Here is a 13,716-nt window from a genome sequence, read left to right on the forward strand (position 1 = left end):
TCCCCGTCCGCGCCGAGTCTCGCGCATCCGGGAGGCGTGCGGTAGGGCTGCGGGTCACGCGCTCGCGATGCGCTCCCCGAGGAGGGCGAGCAGGGCCTCGGCCGCGCGGCCGGGACGCTGCCGGGCGATGGCGCTCAACCGCCAGTCGACCGGCTCCCGCAGCGGCCGCACGACGGCGCCGGCCGCCGGAATGATCGTCAGCTCGGGCAGTGCGGCGACGCCGAGCCCGGCGGCCACGAACCGCGGGATCTCGCCCAGGTCGGCCAACTCGGTCGGGACGCGGCGGGTCAGCCCGAGAGCGGCGAACGCGCGGTCGAGCGACACCCGGTTGCCGAAGCCGGCACGCGCATCCACCCACGGCTCGTCGGCGAGGTCGGCCAGCGACACCGCGCGCGTGCGGGCGAGGGGATGCGCCTCCGGCAGCACCGCGCGGAACGGCGAGTCGGCGAGCGGCCGCGTCAGCAGGTCGGGCACCGCGTCGGGCAGGCCATGGAACGCGATGTCGAGCCTGCCCTGGCGCACGTCCTCGATGAGACCGGTCGACCCGCTCGGCGACGGCCCGAGCCGGAGGTCGACCCCGGGATGGCGGCGGTGGAACTCGCCCATGATCCCCGGCAGGTCGACGGTGGTCAGGTTCGTGAAGATGCCGACGCGGACCGTCCCGCGCAGCGGACCGTCGCGGTCGGCGAGCTCCCGCATCCGGTCGACACTGCGGAGCGCCGCGCGCGCCTCAGCGAGCACGGATTCCCCCGCGTCGGTGAGGCGGACGCCGTGCGCATCCCGCTCGAACAGCGGGGCGCCGAGTTCGCGTTCGAGACTCTGGATGCCGGCCGAGACGGTCGACTGGGCGGCGAATACGCGCTCGGCGGCGCGCGTGAAGCTCTGCTCGTCCGCGACGGCGACCAGGTATTCGAGCTGGCGCGTGTCCATGGCCTCATCGTATTCGTCGATACTCACCATCGTCTATTTCCGTTGGACTCGATGGCTGAGGCGGAGCATCATCAGAGCATGACCGCCGCACTCGACACCCGCCCAACCGACCGCCGACCGTTCCGCCTCCGCCACGGAACCGGATTCTGGATCATCGCCGCGGCGTTCCTCGCGGTGATGGCGTTCTCCACCATCCCGACCCCGCTGTACGCGCTGTACCAAGCGCGCGACGGGTTCCCGACCTGGGTGGTAACGGTCATCTTCGCCGCCTACGCGGTGGGCGTCATCGCGAGCCTCTTCCTCATCGGTCACCTGAGCGACTGGGCGGGACGCCGCCGGATGGTGCTGATCGCCGTGCTGGTCGAGATCGTCGCCGCCGCACTGTTCCTGGTCTGGAACGACGTGGCCGGGCTCATCGTCGCGCGCACCCTGTCCGGGATCGGCGTCGGCGCACTCACCGCGAGCGCCACCGCGCACCTCAGCGAACTGCGGGCGGTGGCCAAGCCGGAGGAGGGTCCGCGGCTCGCGGGAACGGTGTCGACGGTCGTGAATACGGGCGGCCTCGCGCTCGGCCCGCTGATCGGCGGGGCGTTCGCGCAGTTCCTGCCGGCGCCGCTGCTCCTCCCGTACGCGGTCTTCCTCGTCCTGCTCGCGGTCGCCGCGGTCGCCGTCGCCCTCGTGCCGGAAACGGTGGAGCGGGCCGAGGAGCGCCCGGCCTACCGCCCTCAGCGCATCTCACTTCCGGCAGAGGCCCGCGGCGCCTTCTCCGCCGCCGCGGTCGCGGCGTTCGCCGGGTTCGCGGTCTTCGGACTGTTCACCTCCCTCGCGCCGAGCGTGCTCGCCGGGACGCTGCACCAGACCTCGCACCTGCTCGCCGGCGCCGTCCCGTTCGCCGTCTTCGCCGCCTCCGCCGTGTCGCAGATCGTGTTCGCCCGGCTCTCCGGACGGGCGCAGCTCGTACTCGCGCTCGTGCTGATGCTGCTCGGACTGGGCGGCCTGGCGGCCGGTGTGCTGCTCGCGTCGCTCACGGTGTTCGTCGTCAGCGGCGTGCTCGCCGGAGCGGGCGTCGGCCTGCAGTTCCGCTCCGCGATCGCGGCGGCCGCCTCGCTCGCGGCGCCGGAGCGCCGTGGCGAGGTGCTGGCGGCGATCTTCCTGATCGCCTACATCGGCCTGGCGCTGCCGGTGCTGCTGGTGGGCGTCGCACTCATCCTGTGGCCGCTGGTCCCGGTGCTCGTCGTCTTCGTGACCGCGATCGCGGTGTTGTCGGTCCCTGCCGGGTTGCGCATGCTGCGCCGGGCGTGAGTCCCGTCGCGGCCGATCAGGCCAGGGTCATCCCCGGCACGCGGGCGCGGATGGCCTCCATCGTCGCCTCGTCCGAGACGCCCTGGAAGTCGTAGCGCGGCGTATAGGGCGCGAGCAGCGAGCGCACCTCGTCGTCGGTGAGCTCGACGTCGAGGGACGCGACCGCCTCGTCGATCTGGGCGATCGAGTTCGCGCCCACCAGCGGGGCGGTCACCACCGGCTGCCGGTGCAGCCAGGCCAGGGCGATGGTCGCCCGGCTCACACCGCGCGCCGCGGCGACCGCGCCCACCGCGTCGATGATCGCGCGGTTCGACCGCTCCTGGTCGGGCGTGTAGAGCAGGTCGGCGTAGTCTCCGTCGCTCTGGGATCGCGCCGTCGAGCGGGCGTCGTCCCCGGCGCGCGCCAGGCGGCCGCGCGCCAGTGGGCTCCAGATGATCGTGCCGACGCCCTCGTCGAGGCAGAGCGGGATCATCTCCCGCTCCTCCTCGCGGGCCAGGAGGTTGTAGTGGTCCTGCATGGTGACGAACCGCGCCCACCCGTGCTGCTTCTGCAGGTTGAGCGCCTTGGCGAACTCCCAGGCGAACATCGACGAAGCGCCGAGATAGCGGACCTTTCCCGCCTTGACCACGTCATGCAGCGCCTCCAGCGTCTCCTCCAGCGGAGTCGAATGGTCGTTGCGGTGGATCTGGTAGAGGTCGATGTAGTCGGTGCCGAGCCGCTGCAGCGAGTGATCGACCTCGGTCAGGATCGCCTTGCGCGAGAGGCCCTTGCCGTTCGGCCCGGGCCGCATCGGGTGACGGAGCTTGGTGGCGATCACGACGTCGTCGCGGTCGGCGAAGTCGTGCAGCGCCCGGCCGAGGATCTCCTCGCTGGAGCCGTTCGAGTACATGTTGGCGGTGTCGAAGAAGTTGATGCCGGCCTCGAGCGCGTGCTGGATCAGCGGACGCGCCTCCTCCTCGCCTTTGGACCAGACGGGGTGGCCGCGGTCGGGTTCGCCGTACGTCATCGCGCCGATCGCGACGGGCGAGACGTCGAGGCCGGTGGTGCCGAGCTTGCGGTATCGCATGGGATCTCCTTGAATGGGTATCTGCGGAGAACTCTCCGCTTCGATTCGCGACTGTAGCGGAGACCTCTCCGTTTAGCAAGGAGCCGCATGCCTGAGCCGACGACGCGCGCCGACGCGCAGCGCAATCGCGCGCGCATCCTCGAGGTCGCCGCCCAGGCGTTCCGCGAGGACGCGGACGCCTCGCTCAACCAGATCGCCAAGCGGGCCGGCGTCGGCGCCGGCACCCTCTACCGGCACTTCCCCACCCGCGAAGCGCTGCTGCTCGGGGTCTACAAGGAGGAGATCGACGCGCTCGACGGTTCGGTCGGCCCCCTCCTCACGGAGCAGGAGCCGCTGGAGGCTTTCCGCACGTGGGCGCGTGACCTGGCCGAGCTGGTACGGATCAAGCACGGCCTGGGAGACGCCCTGGCCACCCCCGCAGCTCAGGCCGTGATCGACGCCACGTACGCGCCGGTGACGGCCGCGATCCAGCACTTGCTCGACGCGGCGGTGGCACACGGCGACATCGGGCCGGGCGCGGACGCCGGCGACGTCCTCCTCCTGCTCAGCGCACTCTGGCGGGTCCCGGCTGGCGAGGCCGGCCTCACGCAGGCGGACCGCATCCTCGAGATGGTGGTCGGCTCGCTGCCCGCACCCGCGTAGGGTCGGAGCATGCCGAGCACCGACCCCGACCGTCCCATCGCCCTCGTCACCGGAGCCTCACGCGGCATCGGCCGCGCCATCGCCGTCGAGCTGGGGCGCACGCATCACATCCTGGTGGGCGGACGGGATGCGGACGCGGTGGCCGCGGTCGTGGCCGACCTGCCGTCGGCCGAGCCGTACGTGGCCGATCTCGTGGCCGACCTGAGCGGTGCGTCGCTTCCCGCGCTCCCCGACCGGCTGGACGTGCTGGTCCACTCCGCGGGCGTCGAGGACGGCGGAACGGTCGAGGCGACGGATGCGGAGACCTGGCAGCACGTCTTCGAGGTCAACGTGTTCGCCGTGGCCGCGCTGACGCGCCGCGCGCTCCCGGCCCTCCGCGCAGCGCACGGTCTGGTCGTGTCGATCAACAGCGGCTCGGGCCTCACGAGCGGCCCGGGCGGCGGGGTCTACGCCGGGTCGAAGTTCGCGCTCCGGGCCCTCACCGACGCACTGCGGGAGGAGGAGCGGCCGCACGGCGTGCGCGTGACGAGCATCCATCCCGGACGCGTGGACACGGACATGCAGCGGGCGCTCCAGGCGCGGGAGGGCCACGAGTACGACGCGACCTACACGATCACGCCGGAGATGGTGGCCGCGACCGTGCGCGTCGCCGTCGACCTCCCGCCGACCGGAACCGTCGAGTCCCTGAGCGTGCGCCCCTTCAACCGCCGCTGACGGGGTCAGGCGCCCTTGTGCTCGTCGGGGCCGCCACCCGAAGTCGTGTCCTCGCCGGGCTCGGACTGGCTGCCGTCGGAGTTGGAGCCGTCGGGCAGCTCGTCGGCGTCGGGGCGCTGGTTCTCGTCGCTCATCGCGTTCCTTCCGTTGATGTCCTGACCGCGCGACCGTACCCCGGTCTCGCTGCGGGCGTTAGGGGAGCCGCGAACCCGCGCCGCTACACGTTCGTCACGGAGCTCCCCTACACTGCCACCGTGACGATGGAGGGACCGGAGAGATGACCGACAGGGGGATCGACAGGGCCGTGCCGCCGAGCGGACCCGGCTGCGTCGAATGCACGCAGACCGGCGACTGGTGGGTGCATCTGCGGCGGTGCGCTGAGTGCGGGCACGTCGGCTGCTGCGACGACTCGCTCAACACGCACGCGAGCAAGCACGCGGCGAGCACCGGGCATCCGATCATCCAGAGCTACGAGCCCGGGGAGGACTGGTTCTGGGACTACCGCCGCCAGACGTTCCTGAGCGGACCCGAGCTCGCACCGCCGGTCAGCCACCCGGAGAACCAGACGGTGCCGGGGCCCGCGGACCGCGTCCCGCGTGATTGGCAGAAGCTGCTGCAGGACCGCGGGTAGGACCGCCCGGTCGCGTCAGTGCCGGTAGCTGGCGCCCGGATGCCGCTCGGGCAGGCGACGGTTGCCCGCGCCGAACAGGCGCTCGCGCAACGTGACGGGTGCGTCGCCCTCGGCCGGCATACGGCCGCGGCGCCTCAGCTCCGGGACGACCAGCTCCGCGAAGTCGCGCGCGGTGTCGAACGAGTGGTACTGGCGCAGGTTGATGCCGTCCAGGCCGTCCTCGTCGAGCCAGCGTTCGATCTCGTCCGCGACGGTCTTCGCGTCCCCGACGACGAGGAAGCGATCGTCGCGGCCGTACTTCACGAAGTCGAGCGCCTGCCCGACCGTGCGGTCGAGTGGGAGGAACGGGACACGCTCGGCGGGGAACTCCGCGCGCTCCAGCGCCTCGCGCACCGTGATCTCGCGCGGGAACGCCGTCAGGTCGATCGGAAGGCTGCTGTGCGCGAGCATCCCATCGAGGCTGACGTTCTCGCGATACAGGCGCCACTTGTCCTCCGCCTCCTCCTGCGTGCGGCCGACGATGACGCCGGCCATCGCGATGAAGCGGAGGTCGTCGCGATCGCGGCCCTGCTGCTCGGCCGCGTCCCGCATCCCCTCGGTGTTGCGGCGGAACTCCTCGCTCGTGCGGCCACCGGTGAAGACCACCTCGGCGTGGCGTCCCGCGAACGCGATCCCCGCCGGCGACCCGGTCGCCTGGAACAGCAGGGGCGTGCGCTGCGGCGAGGGATGCACGAGGTGCGGCCCGGCGACCCGGTGGCGCTCGCCTGCATGATCGATGTAGCGGACCTTCGACGGATCGGTGTAGACGCCCGCCTCGCGGTCGGCGACCACCGCATCCTCATCCCACGATCCCTCCCACAGCTTGTACAGCACCTCCAGGTACTCCTCGGCGTAGCGGTAGCGGAGGTCATGCGGGATCTCGGCGTCGAGGCCGAAGTTGCGGGCCGCGTTCGGCAGGTACGAGGTGACGATGTTCCAGCCGATGCGGCCCTTCGTCAGGTGGTCGAGCGTCGACATGCGGCGCGCGAACGCGAACGGCGGCTCGTAGGTCGTCGAGAAGGTGACACCGAAGCCGAGCCGGTCGGTGACCGCGGCCATCGCCGCGACCAGCAGGAGCGGGTCGAGGTTGGGGATCTGCAGGCCCTCCCGCAGGGCGGTCTCCGGCCCGTCGCGGAACACGTCGTACGCGCCGACGACGTCGGCCAGGAAGAGCCCGTCGAACCCGCCGTGCTCGAGCAGCTGCGCCAGCTCCAGCCAGTAGTCGAGGTCGGCGAACCGCTCGCGGTTGTTGCCGGGAAGCGGCCAGAGCCCGTGCGTGATGTGGCTCGGCGTCGCCATCTCGAACAGGTTGACGAACAGCTGCTTCGGCTCGGTCACGCAGGGCTCTCTTTCGCGAGGGGAGGGTTCAGGCCGAGTGTACGCAGCCGTCGGCCCGCCCTCCCCACCGTGCACCGGCTCAGTCCGCGTCCGGGACGACGACGACCTTGCCGCGGAGCTCACCGGACGCCGCCTCGGCGTGCAGCGCGGCGACCTCGCTGAGCGGGATGCGCCGATCCACCTGCACCCGCAGCTCCCCACGGTCCACGCGAGCGACCAGCTCCGTCAGCTGGGCGACGTCGCTGCGGACGAAGACGTCGACGGCGCGGACACCGCGGTCCTCGTCGCCGGGAGCGGGCATCCACGCGGTGCTGCTGACGACGACCCCGCCGTCGCGGACACGGCCCACCAGGGCGCGGAACTCGTCGGGCGAGATCGGAGCCAGGTTGAGCAGCACATCCACCGGGTCCTGGATCGCGCCGACGACGTCGGTGCTGGTGTGGTCGATCACCGCGTCGGCGCCGGCCGCGATCACCGCGTCGCGGCTGCGCGGGCTGGCGGTCGCGAGGACGTAGGCGCCCGCCTGCTTCGCGAGCTGCACGGCATAGCCGCCGACCGCACCGCCCGCGCCGCTGATCAGCACGCGCTGGCTCGCCTCGAGTGCGGCGTCGTCGAACAGGGCCTGCCAGGCCGTCAGGCCGACCGACGGCAGGGCCGCCGCGTCGACGAGCGGGATGCTGGTGGGCGCGGCGGCGAGCGCGCCGGCCGGGGCGATGACGTACTCGGCGTCCGCTCCGTCGGCGACCATCGGGAGGAACCCGATCACCGCGTCGCCCACGGCGAGGCCGTCGACGCCGGCGCCGACCGCGTCGACCGTCCCCGATACGTCGTAACCGGGGGTGTGCGGGAGCGTCACCGGGATCGCCTCGCGCAGGTTACCGCTCCGGATGCCGTTGTCCGCCGGGTTGAACGCCGCGCCGGCGACGCGGATGCGGACCTCTCCGGCGCCGGGCTCGGGAACCTCGACGTCTTCGTAGCGCAGCTCGTCGGGGCCGCCGTACTGGTGGAAGCGCACTGCCTTCATAGCCTTCTTCTTTCGTCTTCGTCGTTTTGCTTCGAATTCGAAGCACATGAGCGACTGTAACACTGCTTCGAATTCGAAGCAACATATACTTCTCGTATGTCCGACGCGTCCCCCACCCTCGACCCGCGCCAGCTCGGCGCGTACTTCGCGCTCATCGAGACCGCGAGCCTGCTGCGCCACGCGGTCGAGCAGCAGCTGCGCGAGGCGGGCGACCTCAGCTACGTGCAGTTCCAGCTCCTGGCCCGGCTCGGCGACGCGCCGGACGGCAGCTGCGGGATGACGGAGCTCGCCGACGGCGTCGTCTACAGCCGCAGCGGCCTCACCTACCAGGCGAGCCTGCTGGAGAAGGCCGGGCTCGTCACGCGCGGACCCTCCGCCGAGGACGAGCGCGCCACCACGGTCACCATCACCGACGCAGGCCGGGCGCGACTGGCCGCCGTCTTCCCCGGCCACATCGAGATCCTCAACCGGATGCTGTTCGACTCCCTCTCGCCCGACGGCACGGCCGAGCTGCAGCAGCTGCTCGATCCCGTGGTCCGTCACATGCGCTCGCTGCCGCCGCGTTCGGCGTCGGCGCGGCGCGGCCGTCGCGGCTGAGCCGCGCCCAGGCCTGGCCGCCTGCGCGCTCCCCGGTTACCGTGGGCGCCATGAGCCCTTCGTCGAAGTCGGAGACCTTCCTGGATGTGGACGGCGAGGAGGTCCGCATCTCCAGCCCCGAGAAGGTCGTCTTCCCGGAGCCCGGGCTGACCAAGCTCGATCTCGCGCGCTATTACGTCGCCGTCGCGGAGGGCGCACTCCGGGGAGCGGGCGGCCGGCCCATGGTGCTGAAACGTTTCGTGAAGGGCCTGTCGCAGGAGCCGTTCTTCCAGAAGCGCGTGCCGGAGGGCCATCCGCCGTACATCGACACCGCGACCCTCCACTACGCACGCGGGACCTCCGCAGAGGAGGCGGTGGTGCGCAATGCGGCCGGCCTGGCGTGGGTCTCCAACCTCGGCTGCCTGGACCTCAACCCGCACCCCGTCCGCGCCGAGGATCTGGACCATCCCGACGAGCTGCGGGTGGACCTGGACCCCATGCCGGGCGTCGACTGGTCGCAGATCGTGGATGTGGCGTTCATCGCGCAGGACGTCCTCACCGATCACGGCCTCGTCGGCTGGCCGAAGACGAGCGGGTCCCGCGGGCTGCACATCCTGGTCCGCATCGCGCCCCAGTGGACGTTCGCCGACGTGCGTCTCGCGGCCGAGACGCTGGCCCGCGAGGTGGAGAACCGCGCGCCGGGACTGGCGACGGCGCGCTGGTGGAAGGAGGAGCGCGGCGAGAGCGTCTTCGTCGACTTCAACCAGAACGCGAAGGATCGGACGGTCGCGTCGGCGTACTCCATCCGCCCGCTGCCGGACGCTCGCGTGTCCACTCCGCTCGACTGGGACGAGGTGCGTTCGCGGCGCCCCGAGGAGTTCACGGTGCGGACCGTCCTGGAGCGTTTCGCCGAGCGCGGCGACCCGCACGCCGGCATCGACGAGGCCGTCGGCTCCCTGGACGGGCTGCTCGCGCTCGCACGCGAACTCGGTCCGGCCGAAAAACCGCCGCGCTCGGGCGACGGCGAGGGCCGCCGGGTCTCCCAGATGCCGCTGATCGAGGTCGCACGCACCAAGACCAAGCCGGAGGCGCAGGAGGCGCTGGAGCGCTGGAAGGCGGAGCATCGGGACGCCGCCGGCAAGCTCCATCCCGCGGACGAACTGGTCGACGGCATGCGCGGCTCGAGCTCGCTCTGGTACCGCGTGAGGATCAACCTGCAGCACGTGCCGGAGGCCGAGCGCCCGCAGCAGGGAGCGTTGCTGGCGGACTACGACCCGTGGGCAGGGCGTGGCCCGGCCGGCGGCGGCCCGCGGACATGACCACCTCCGACAATCTTCGGCGCTATGCGATCGACGCCCCGACCCTGCTCCTCCTCGTCACCGACGACGTGTCCGTGCGCGACGACGTCCGCCTCGTCGCGCCCCATTCGATCCGCTCGGACGCGCTCAGCGCGTTGTTGCAACGCGCGCAGGCCGACGGCATCGCCGACGCGGAGGTGCGTCGGCTCCACACGCGGATGACCGAGCTGCCGATCCGCGTGCTCGGCGACCGGGTCAGTCGCTGGACCGCCTACGAGCTCGCGCGCGAGCACGGCTGGAGCAGCATCGCCGCGGCCGAATACCTCGCCGTCGCGAAGCTGCAAGCGGAGGCGCTGGTCACCGTGGATGCGGCGATGGCACAGTGCGCGGACGGGATCGTGCCGGTCGCGTCGCTGGACGCGCTGAGGCCCCGGGCCTGACACCCGCCGCCGGAGGCCCTACCCGCCCGCCTCTATCGGCCGGGAGTCGGGCCGGCGGCCGAGTGTCACGCTCGGCGATTCCCCGTAGGCGTCCGCGTACCAGCTCGCGAAACGGCCGACGTGCGCGAAACCCCAGCGGACGGCGACATCGCTCACCCGGACTCGCACCCCGTTGTTGCGGGCGGCGATCAGCTCCTTCCGAGCGCCTTCCAGCCGCAGGTTGCGGAGGTACTGCGCGGGTGTGATGTGCAGCCACTTCTGGAACTGGTCCTGCAGCCCGCGCACCGAGAGCCGCGCGGCCTCGGCGGCATCGGCGACCGAGACGGGATCGGCGACATGGTCGCGGAGGTAGTCCTCGGCGCGCTGCAGCGCGGCGGGAACCTCTCGTCGCTGCGGCGGCGTGGCCTCGGGAAGGAGGTGATGTGCGGTCATGCTCAGGATCAGGTCGAGCAGGTTCGACCGCACCAGCGGGCTCTCGAAGGTCTCGGTCGGCATCAGCTCGGCGTAGAAGCGCAGCGCTGCCCGGATGGCATCCGACCCGGCGGCCGCGCGATACAGGAGCTTCGGCGAGGGCGGGAGGCCCCCGTAGCGGGCCATCCACCGGGTCACGGTCGCGGCGTCGACCGTGAGCGTCATCGAACGTACGGTGTCGAACTCCACGGCGAGCTCGTGGTTCGACGGGAGGATCAGGGACCGGTCCTGATCTCCCTGCACCCCCCGACTCCGCCAGGCGTACGCGCCGGAGAAGATGTCGACGAACACCACCTCGCGAGAGCCGTCCATGACAGCGGTGGCACGCCCGTCGAACCTCATCGTCGAGACGGTGGCGATCCCATCGGTCGCGACCTGCTGTTCCATCCCGAACGGTTTGCCCGGCGACGCGTCCACCTTCAGGCCATCGGCGTACGCCGCGGCGAACATCGCCCGGACCTGCTCCAGATCCGTCGTGGCCACCTCGCTGCGAACCAATCCCACCCCACCAGGGTGCGCCTGACGGGGGAGTCGCGCAACCTCAAGCCACGGTCGACGCCGCGGCACGTGGTCCAGCGGGGTCAGAGCGAGACGGTATCGGTGAACCGCGTCAGTACTGGTGGTCCAGCGAGGTAGGCCCCGAGACCCGAAGCGCCCGGTCCAGCGCGCCAGGCGCGGTAGGCCTCATCGTGGTCCAGAGATTCCCAATGCTCGACCGCGACCACGTGAGCGGGATCTGCGACATCGGTGACGACCTGCACGCCGAGGCAGCCCTCGAAAGCGCGGGTGTCCGCAAGGATTTCGAGCAGCGCGCGCGGCCCGTCCTCCAGGTGGTCGGCGGCGAAGCGCAGGTCGAGAAGCGAGGTGACGGTCACCCGGGCGACGCTAGCACGCCGACGGGGTGGATGGTCCGACGGCCGAACCGGCTCTTCGTCGCCTCAGCCGTAGCAGGCGCTGTTGCACCCGACGTCGCCCGAGTTCATCCGGTCGACGCTCAGCGTCCTGGTCACCGTGTCAGCCCCCGGGACCGTCGAGTTCCGGGGGCATCAGGATTCGGCGATGTCGACGATGAGCCCTGACTGACTCCAGCTGTGGCTCTTCCCGTCCCCCATGTCGGCTCGGTCGTTCGCGCTGTAAGGCACGATCGACAGTTGGAGATAGTGCCCGTCGACGGTTGTGGATGCCGCTTGGCCGCCGGAACCGTCCCACCCGCTCCCGACCGCGGTGTTCACGATCGTCTGCGCCGCGCTCGCGTCGTCGGTGGCGATGAAGAATTCAACGCTGGGACCGTTTCCGGACACCCTGTGCCTTTGGCCGTAATGGTTCACGTACCCCACTGTGCCGACATGCGAAATCTGCAGTTGCTTCGCGGCAGCATCCACGAGGTCATAATCGTGCGGGCCCGGGCTGCCGACGCAGCCCGTGAGCGCTAGCGCAAGCGCCACCGCGCCCGCAGGAAGAAGCGAGACTCGCCCTTGGCGTGCCGGTCCCCATGACATGGTCGAACCCTACTGGGTCCCCGAACCTCAGAACGAAAAACGGGAGAACCTGAGATAGGCCTTACGGCCACGGCGGAGACGGAGGGATTTGAACCCTCGGTCCCCTTACGGGGACTCCACCTTAGCAGGGTGGTGCACTAGGCCTGACTATGCGACGTCTCCAGCGCGACCGCGAGCGGACGCACGACAGCCATCATAACGGACGCGGCGGGGGCGTCCGGACATCGGGCTCTCAGGCTCCGTACGGCACCTGGTGGGAGACGGTGCCCAGGATCTGCGACACGAGCACGATCGTCCACACCATGGCGACCGCGAACGCCACGACCTGCACCGCGATCGCCGCCCACAGCGGGGCGAGACCGCGGCCGCCGGCGACGCCGCGCACGATCACGCTGCGGCCGATCGGGTAGACGATTCCCAGGAACGACCATGCCCAGTGGAACGGGCGCTCGACGCCGCGGCGGACGAGCTCCCGGTAGTCCAGCCACGAGAAGACGATCACGGCCGCCGTCACCAGCCACCCGAGACCCGCCACCAGGAAGTAGACCGGGCCGCCGATCAGGGCGAATGGATCCACGGCCAGCGTCGACCGGCCGCCGACGGAGACCTCGTGGAACATCACCTGCGGCTGCACCAGGAACAGCAGCAGGACCGGGATGATCGGCAGCGCCACGACCAGCCAGATCCACACCGTGTACACGGGCGTCCCCTCCGGGAGCGGACGGCGACGCGCGGGCGTGTACGGCGACGCCGCGGTCGAGACGTGGTCGGTCCAGTGGACGCCGTCCCACCAGCGGAGCCCGCCGACGCCGGTCGGGTCCGGGTACCAGCCGGGTGCCGGAGCCCCCGGAACCGGCGTGTCAGACGTGCTCACGAATCGCGACCGACCGCGGGCTCGCCCACGAACTGGTGCGACTCGGAGGCCAGCTCCGGCCAGTCCTCGGCGTCGGCGATGCGCACCCAGGCGCCCTTCGGCTCGCTGCGGCCGGCCGGGACGGATTCGGCCACCTCTCGCGAGACCAGGTCCTCCGCTCGATCGACGGGGAGGTCGAGCGCGAGCTCCGGTCCGTCGAGGTACGCGAACAGCCTCCCGTGCACGTGCAGCCCGGTGGCGGTGACCGAGACGTCGAGGTCCGGGTCCTCCAGCAGCTGCGCGGCGAGCAGTTCGAACGAGGGTACGGGGCTGTCGGTCATGCGGATCCTCTCGATCAACGGTCGGGACGGCGGCAAGCGCTCGATTCAGACCCTACCCGCGTTGCGATCCGGGCGGACTGGGCAGCCCGCAGGGCTGCCGGAGTCCAGGCGAGCGGAGCAGGCTACCGGCATGACGGACCGTGACGACTTCCTCACCTGGTTCCGGGGGCCGCTCTTCGAAGCCGAACTGGCGCTGCACAACGGCGACGCCGGCCCGCGGCGGGCGCTGTGGTCGCGGAACGACCCCGTCAGCGTGTTCGGTGCATGGAAGGACGCGATGGGTCAAGACGAGATCGACGCGCTCTTCGCAGACATCGCCGCCAGCTTCTCCGACTGCACATCCTCCACGATGGAGCTGATCGCCTTCGACGTCATCGGCGACATGGCCTACACCGCCGCGCTGGAGCACACCTCGGTCTCCGTCTACGGGAAACCGCGCACCTACACGCTACGGGCGACACAGGTCTACCGCCGCGAGGACGGGCGATGGATGGTCGCCCACCGTCACGGGGACACCGTGGTCGACGACTCGGGATGATCGGCCCCCCGCGC

The 13,716-nt window shown here is 71.2% G+C and carries 18 protein-coding genes and 1 tRNA gene; 8 read left to right on the forward strand and 11 right to left on the reverse strand.

Going from position 1 to position 13,716, the window contains the following annotated elements; genetic code table 11:
• Positions 1-54: 54 nt before the first annotated feature.
• Positions 55-930, reverse strand: a complete 876-nt coding sequence (locus AB0P25_RS06150) for a LysR family transcriptional regulator (protein ID WP_363806043.1) — start codon at positions 928-930, stop codon at positions 55-57.
• A gap of 78 nt (positions 931-1,008) precedes the next feature.
• On the opposite strand from AB0P25_RS06150, the gene AB0P25_RS06155 reads away from it, so the two are divergent.
• Positions 1,009-2,232: an MFS transporter gene (locus AB0P25_RS06155; protein ID WP_363806044.1), complete on the forward strand. Its 1,224-nt coding sequence runs from the start codon at positions 1,009-1,011 to the stop codon at positions 2,230-2,232.
• A 16-nt stretch (positions 2,233-2,248) separates the two neighbouring features.
• Here the strand turns inward: AB0P25_RS06155 and AB0P25_RS06160 are convergent, their stop codons facing one another.
• On the reverse strand, positions 2,249-3,298 hold the full coding sequence (locus AB0P25_RS06160) for an aldo/keto reductase (protein ID WP_363806045.1): 1,050 nt from the start codon (positions 3,296-3,298) through the stop codon (positions 2,249-2,251).
• Between the two features lie 87 nt (positions 3,299-3,385).
• On the opposite strand from AB0P25_RS06160, the gene AB0P25_RS06165 reads away from it, so the two are divergent.
• Entirely contained in the window at positions 3,386-3,940 is a 555-nt protein-coding gene (locus AB0P25_RS06165) for a TetR/AcrR family transcriptional regulator (RefSeq protein ID WP_363806046.1), read from the forward strand.
• 9 nt (positions 3,941-3,949) lie between these two features.
• Complete coding sequence (locus AB0P25_RS06170; protein ID WP_363806047.1) at positions 3,950-4,654, forward strand: SDR family oxidoreductase; 705 nt, start codon at positions 3,950-3,952, stop codon at positions 4,652-4,654.
• A gap of 5 nt (positions 4,655-4,659) precedes the next feature.
• Here AB0P25_RS06170 and AB0P25_RS06175 read toward each other — a convergent pair whose 3' ends face one another.
• Positions 4,660-4,788 (reverse strand): hypothetical protein, encoded by a 129-nt coding sequence (locus AB0P25_RS06175; RefSeq protein ID WP_363806048.1) that lies wholly within the window; start codon positions 4,786-4,788, stop codon positions 4,660-4,662.
• Between the two features lie 143 nt (positions 4,789-4,931).
• Between AB0P25_RS06175 and AB0P25_RS06180 the strand changes: the two genes are divergently transcribed.
• Complete coding sequence (locus AB0P25_RS06180) at positions 4,932-5,285, forward strand: UBP-type zinc finger domain-containing protein (RefSeq protein WP_363806049.1); 354 nt, start codon at positions 4,932-4,934, stop codon at positions 5,283-5,285.
• A 15-nt stretch (positions 5,286-5,300) separates the two neighbouring features.
• On the opposite strand, the gene AB0P25_RS06185 is transcribed toward AB0P25_RS06180, so the two are convergent.
• Both AB0P25_RS06185 and AB0P25_RS06190 read right to left on the reverse strand, forming a co-directional pair.
• Positions 5,301-6,662: an NtaA/DmoA family FMN-dependent monooxygenase gene (locus tag AB0P25_RS06185; RefSeq protein ID WP_363806051.1), complete on the reverse strand. Its 1,362-nt coding sequence runs from the start codon at positions 6,660-6,662 to the stop codon at positions 5,301-5,303.
• A 79-nt stretch (positions 6,663-6,741) separates the two neighbouring features.
• On the reverse strand, positions 6,742-7,686 hold the full coding sequence (locus AB0P25_RS06190) for an NADP-dependent oxidoreductase (RefSeq protein WP_363806052.1): 945 nt from the start codon (positions 7,684-7,686) through the stop codon (positions 6,742-6,744).
• Positions 7,687-7,782: 96 nt separating this feature from the next.
• Between AB0P25_RS06190 and AB0P25_RS06195 the strand changes: the two genes are divergently transcribed.
• Genes AB0P25_RS06195 through AB0P25_RS06205 form a run of 3 tightly spaced genes read left to right on the forward strand, consistent with a single transcriptional unit; the run spans position 7,783 to position 10,000 of the window.
• Complete coding sequence (locus tag AB0P25_RS06195; protein ID WP_363806053.1) at positions 7,783-8,283, forward strand: MarR family transcriptional regulator; 501 nt, start codon at positions 7,783-7,785, stop codon at positions 8,281-8,283.
• Positions 8,284-8,333: 50 nt separating this feature from the next.
• Positions 8,334-9,581, forward strand: a complete 1,248-nt coding sequence (locus AB0P25_RS06200; RefSeq protein WP_363806054.1) for a DNA primase small subunit domain-containing protein — start codon at positions 8,334-8,336, stop codon at positions 9,579-9,581.
• Positions 9,578-10,000 (forward strand): hypothetical protein, encoded by a 423-nt coding sequence (locus AB0P25_RS06205; RefSeq protein ID WP_363806055.1) that lies wholly within the window; start codon positions 9,578-9,580, stop codon positions 9,998-10,000. The genes AB0P25_RS06200 and AB0P25_RS06205 overlap by 4 nt, the downstream gene beginning before the upstream one ends.
• Before the next feature lie 18 nt (positions 10,001-10,018).
• Here the strand turns inward: AB0P25_RS06205 and AB0P25_RS06210 are convergent, their stop codons facing one another.
• The 6 genes from AB0P25_RS06210 to AB0P25_RS06235 all read right to left on the reverse strand — a co-directional run bounded on the left by AB0P25_RS06210 (position 10,019) and on the right by AB0P25_RS06235 (position 13,164).
• On the reverse strand, positions 10,019-10,975 hold the full coding sequence (locus AB0P25_RS06210; RefSeq protein ID WP_363806056.1) for an AraC family transcriptional regulator: 957 nt from the start codon (positions 10,973-10,975) through the stop codon (positions 10,019-10,021).
• A 77-nt stretch (positions 10,976-11,052) separates the two neighbouring features.
• Positions 11,053-11,346, reverse strand: a complete 294-nt coding sequence (locus tag AB0P25_RS06215) for an antibiotic biosynthesis monooxygenase (RefSeq protein ID WP_363806057.1) — start codon at positions 11,344-11,346, stop codon at positions 11,053-11,055.
• Positions 11,347-11,517: 171 nt separating this feature from the next.
• Positions 11,518-11,970, reverse strand: a complete 453-nt coding sequence (locus AB0P25_RS06220) for a hypothetical protein (RefSeq protein WP_363806058.1) — start codon at positions 11,968-11,970, stop codon at positions 11,518-11,520.
• Positions 11,971-12,043: 73 nt separating this feature from the next.
• Positions 12,044-12,132 (reverse strand) — tRNA-Ser (locus AB0P25_RS06225).
• 70 nt (positions 12,133-12,202) lie between these two features.
• Positions 12,203-12,844, reverse strand: a complete 642-nt coding sequence (locus tag AB0P25_RS06230) for a DUF2510 domain-containing protein (protein WP_363806059.1) — start codon at positions 12,842-12,844, stop codon at positions 12,203-12,205.
• Entirely contained in the window at positions 12,841-13,164 is a 324-nt protein-coding gene (locus AB0P25_RS06235; protein ID WP_363806060.1) for a hypothetical protein, read from the reverse strand. Before AB0P25_RS06235 ends, AB0P25_RS06230 begins: the two co-directional genes overlap by 4 nt.
• 130 nt (positions 13,165-13,294) lie before the next feature.
• Here AB0P25_RS06235 and AB0P25_RS06240 point away from each other — a divergent pair, with 130 nt between their 5' ends.
• Complete coding sequence (locus AB0P25_RS06240; protein ID WP_363806061.1) at positions 13,295-13,702, forward strand: nuclear transport factor 2 family protein; 408 nt, start codon at positions 13,295-13,297, stop codon at positions 13,700-13,702.
• Positions 13,703-13,716: the final 14 nt, after the last annotated feature.

The organism is Leifsonia sp. NPDC077715, assembly GCF_040686855.1.
GTDB lineage: Bacteria > Actinomycetota > Actinomycetes > Actinomycetales > Microbacteriaceae > Leifsonia.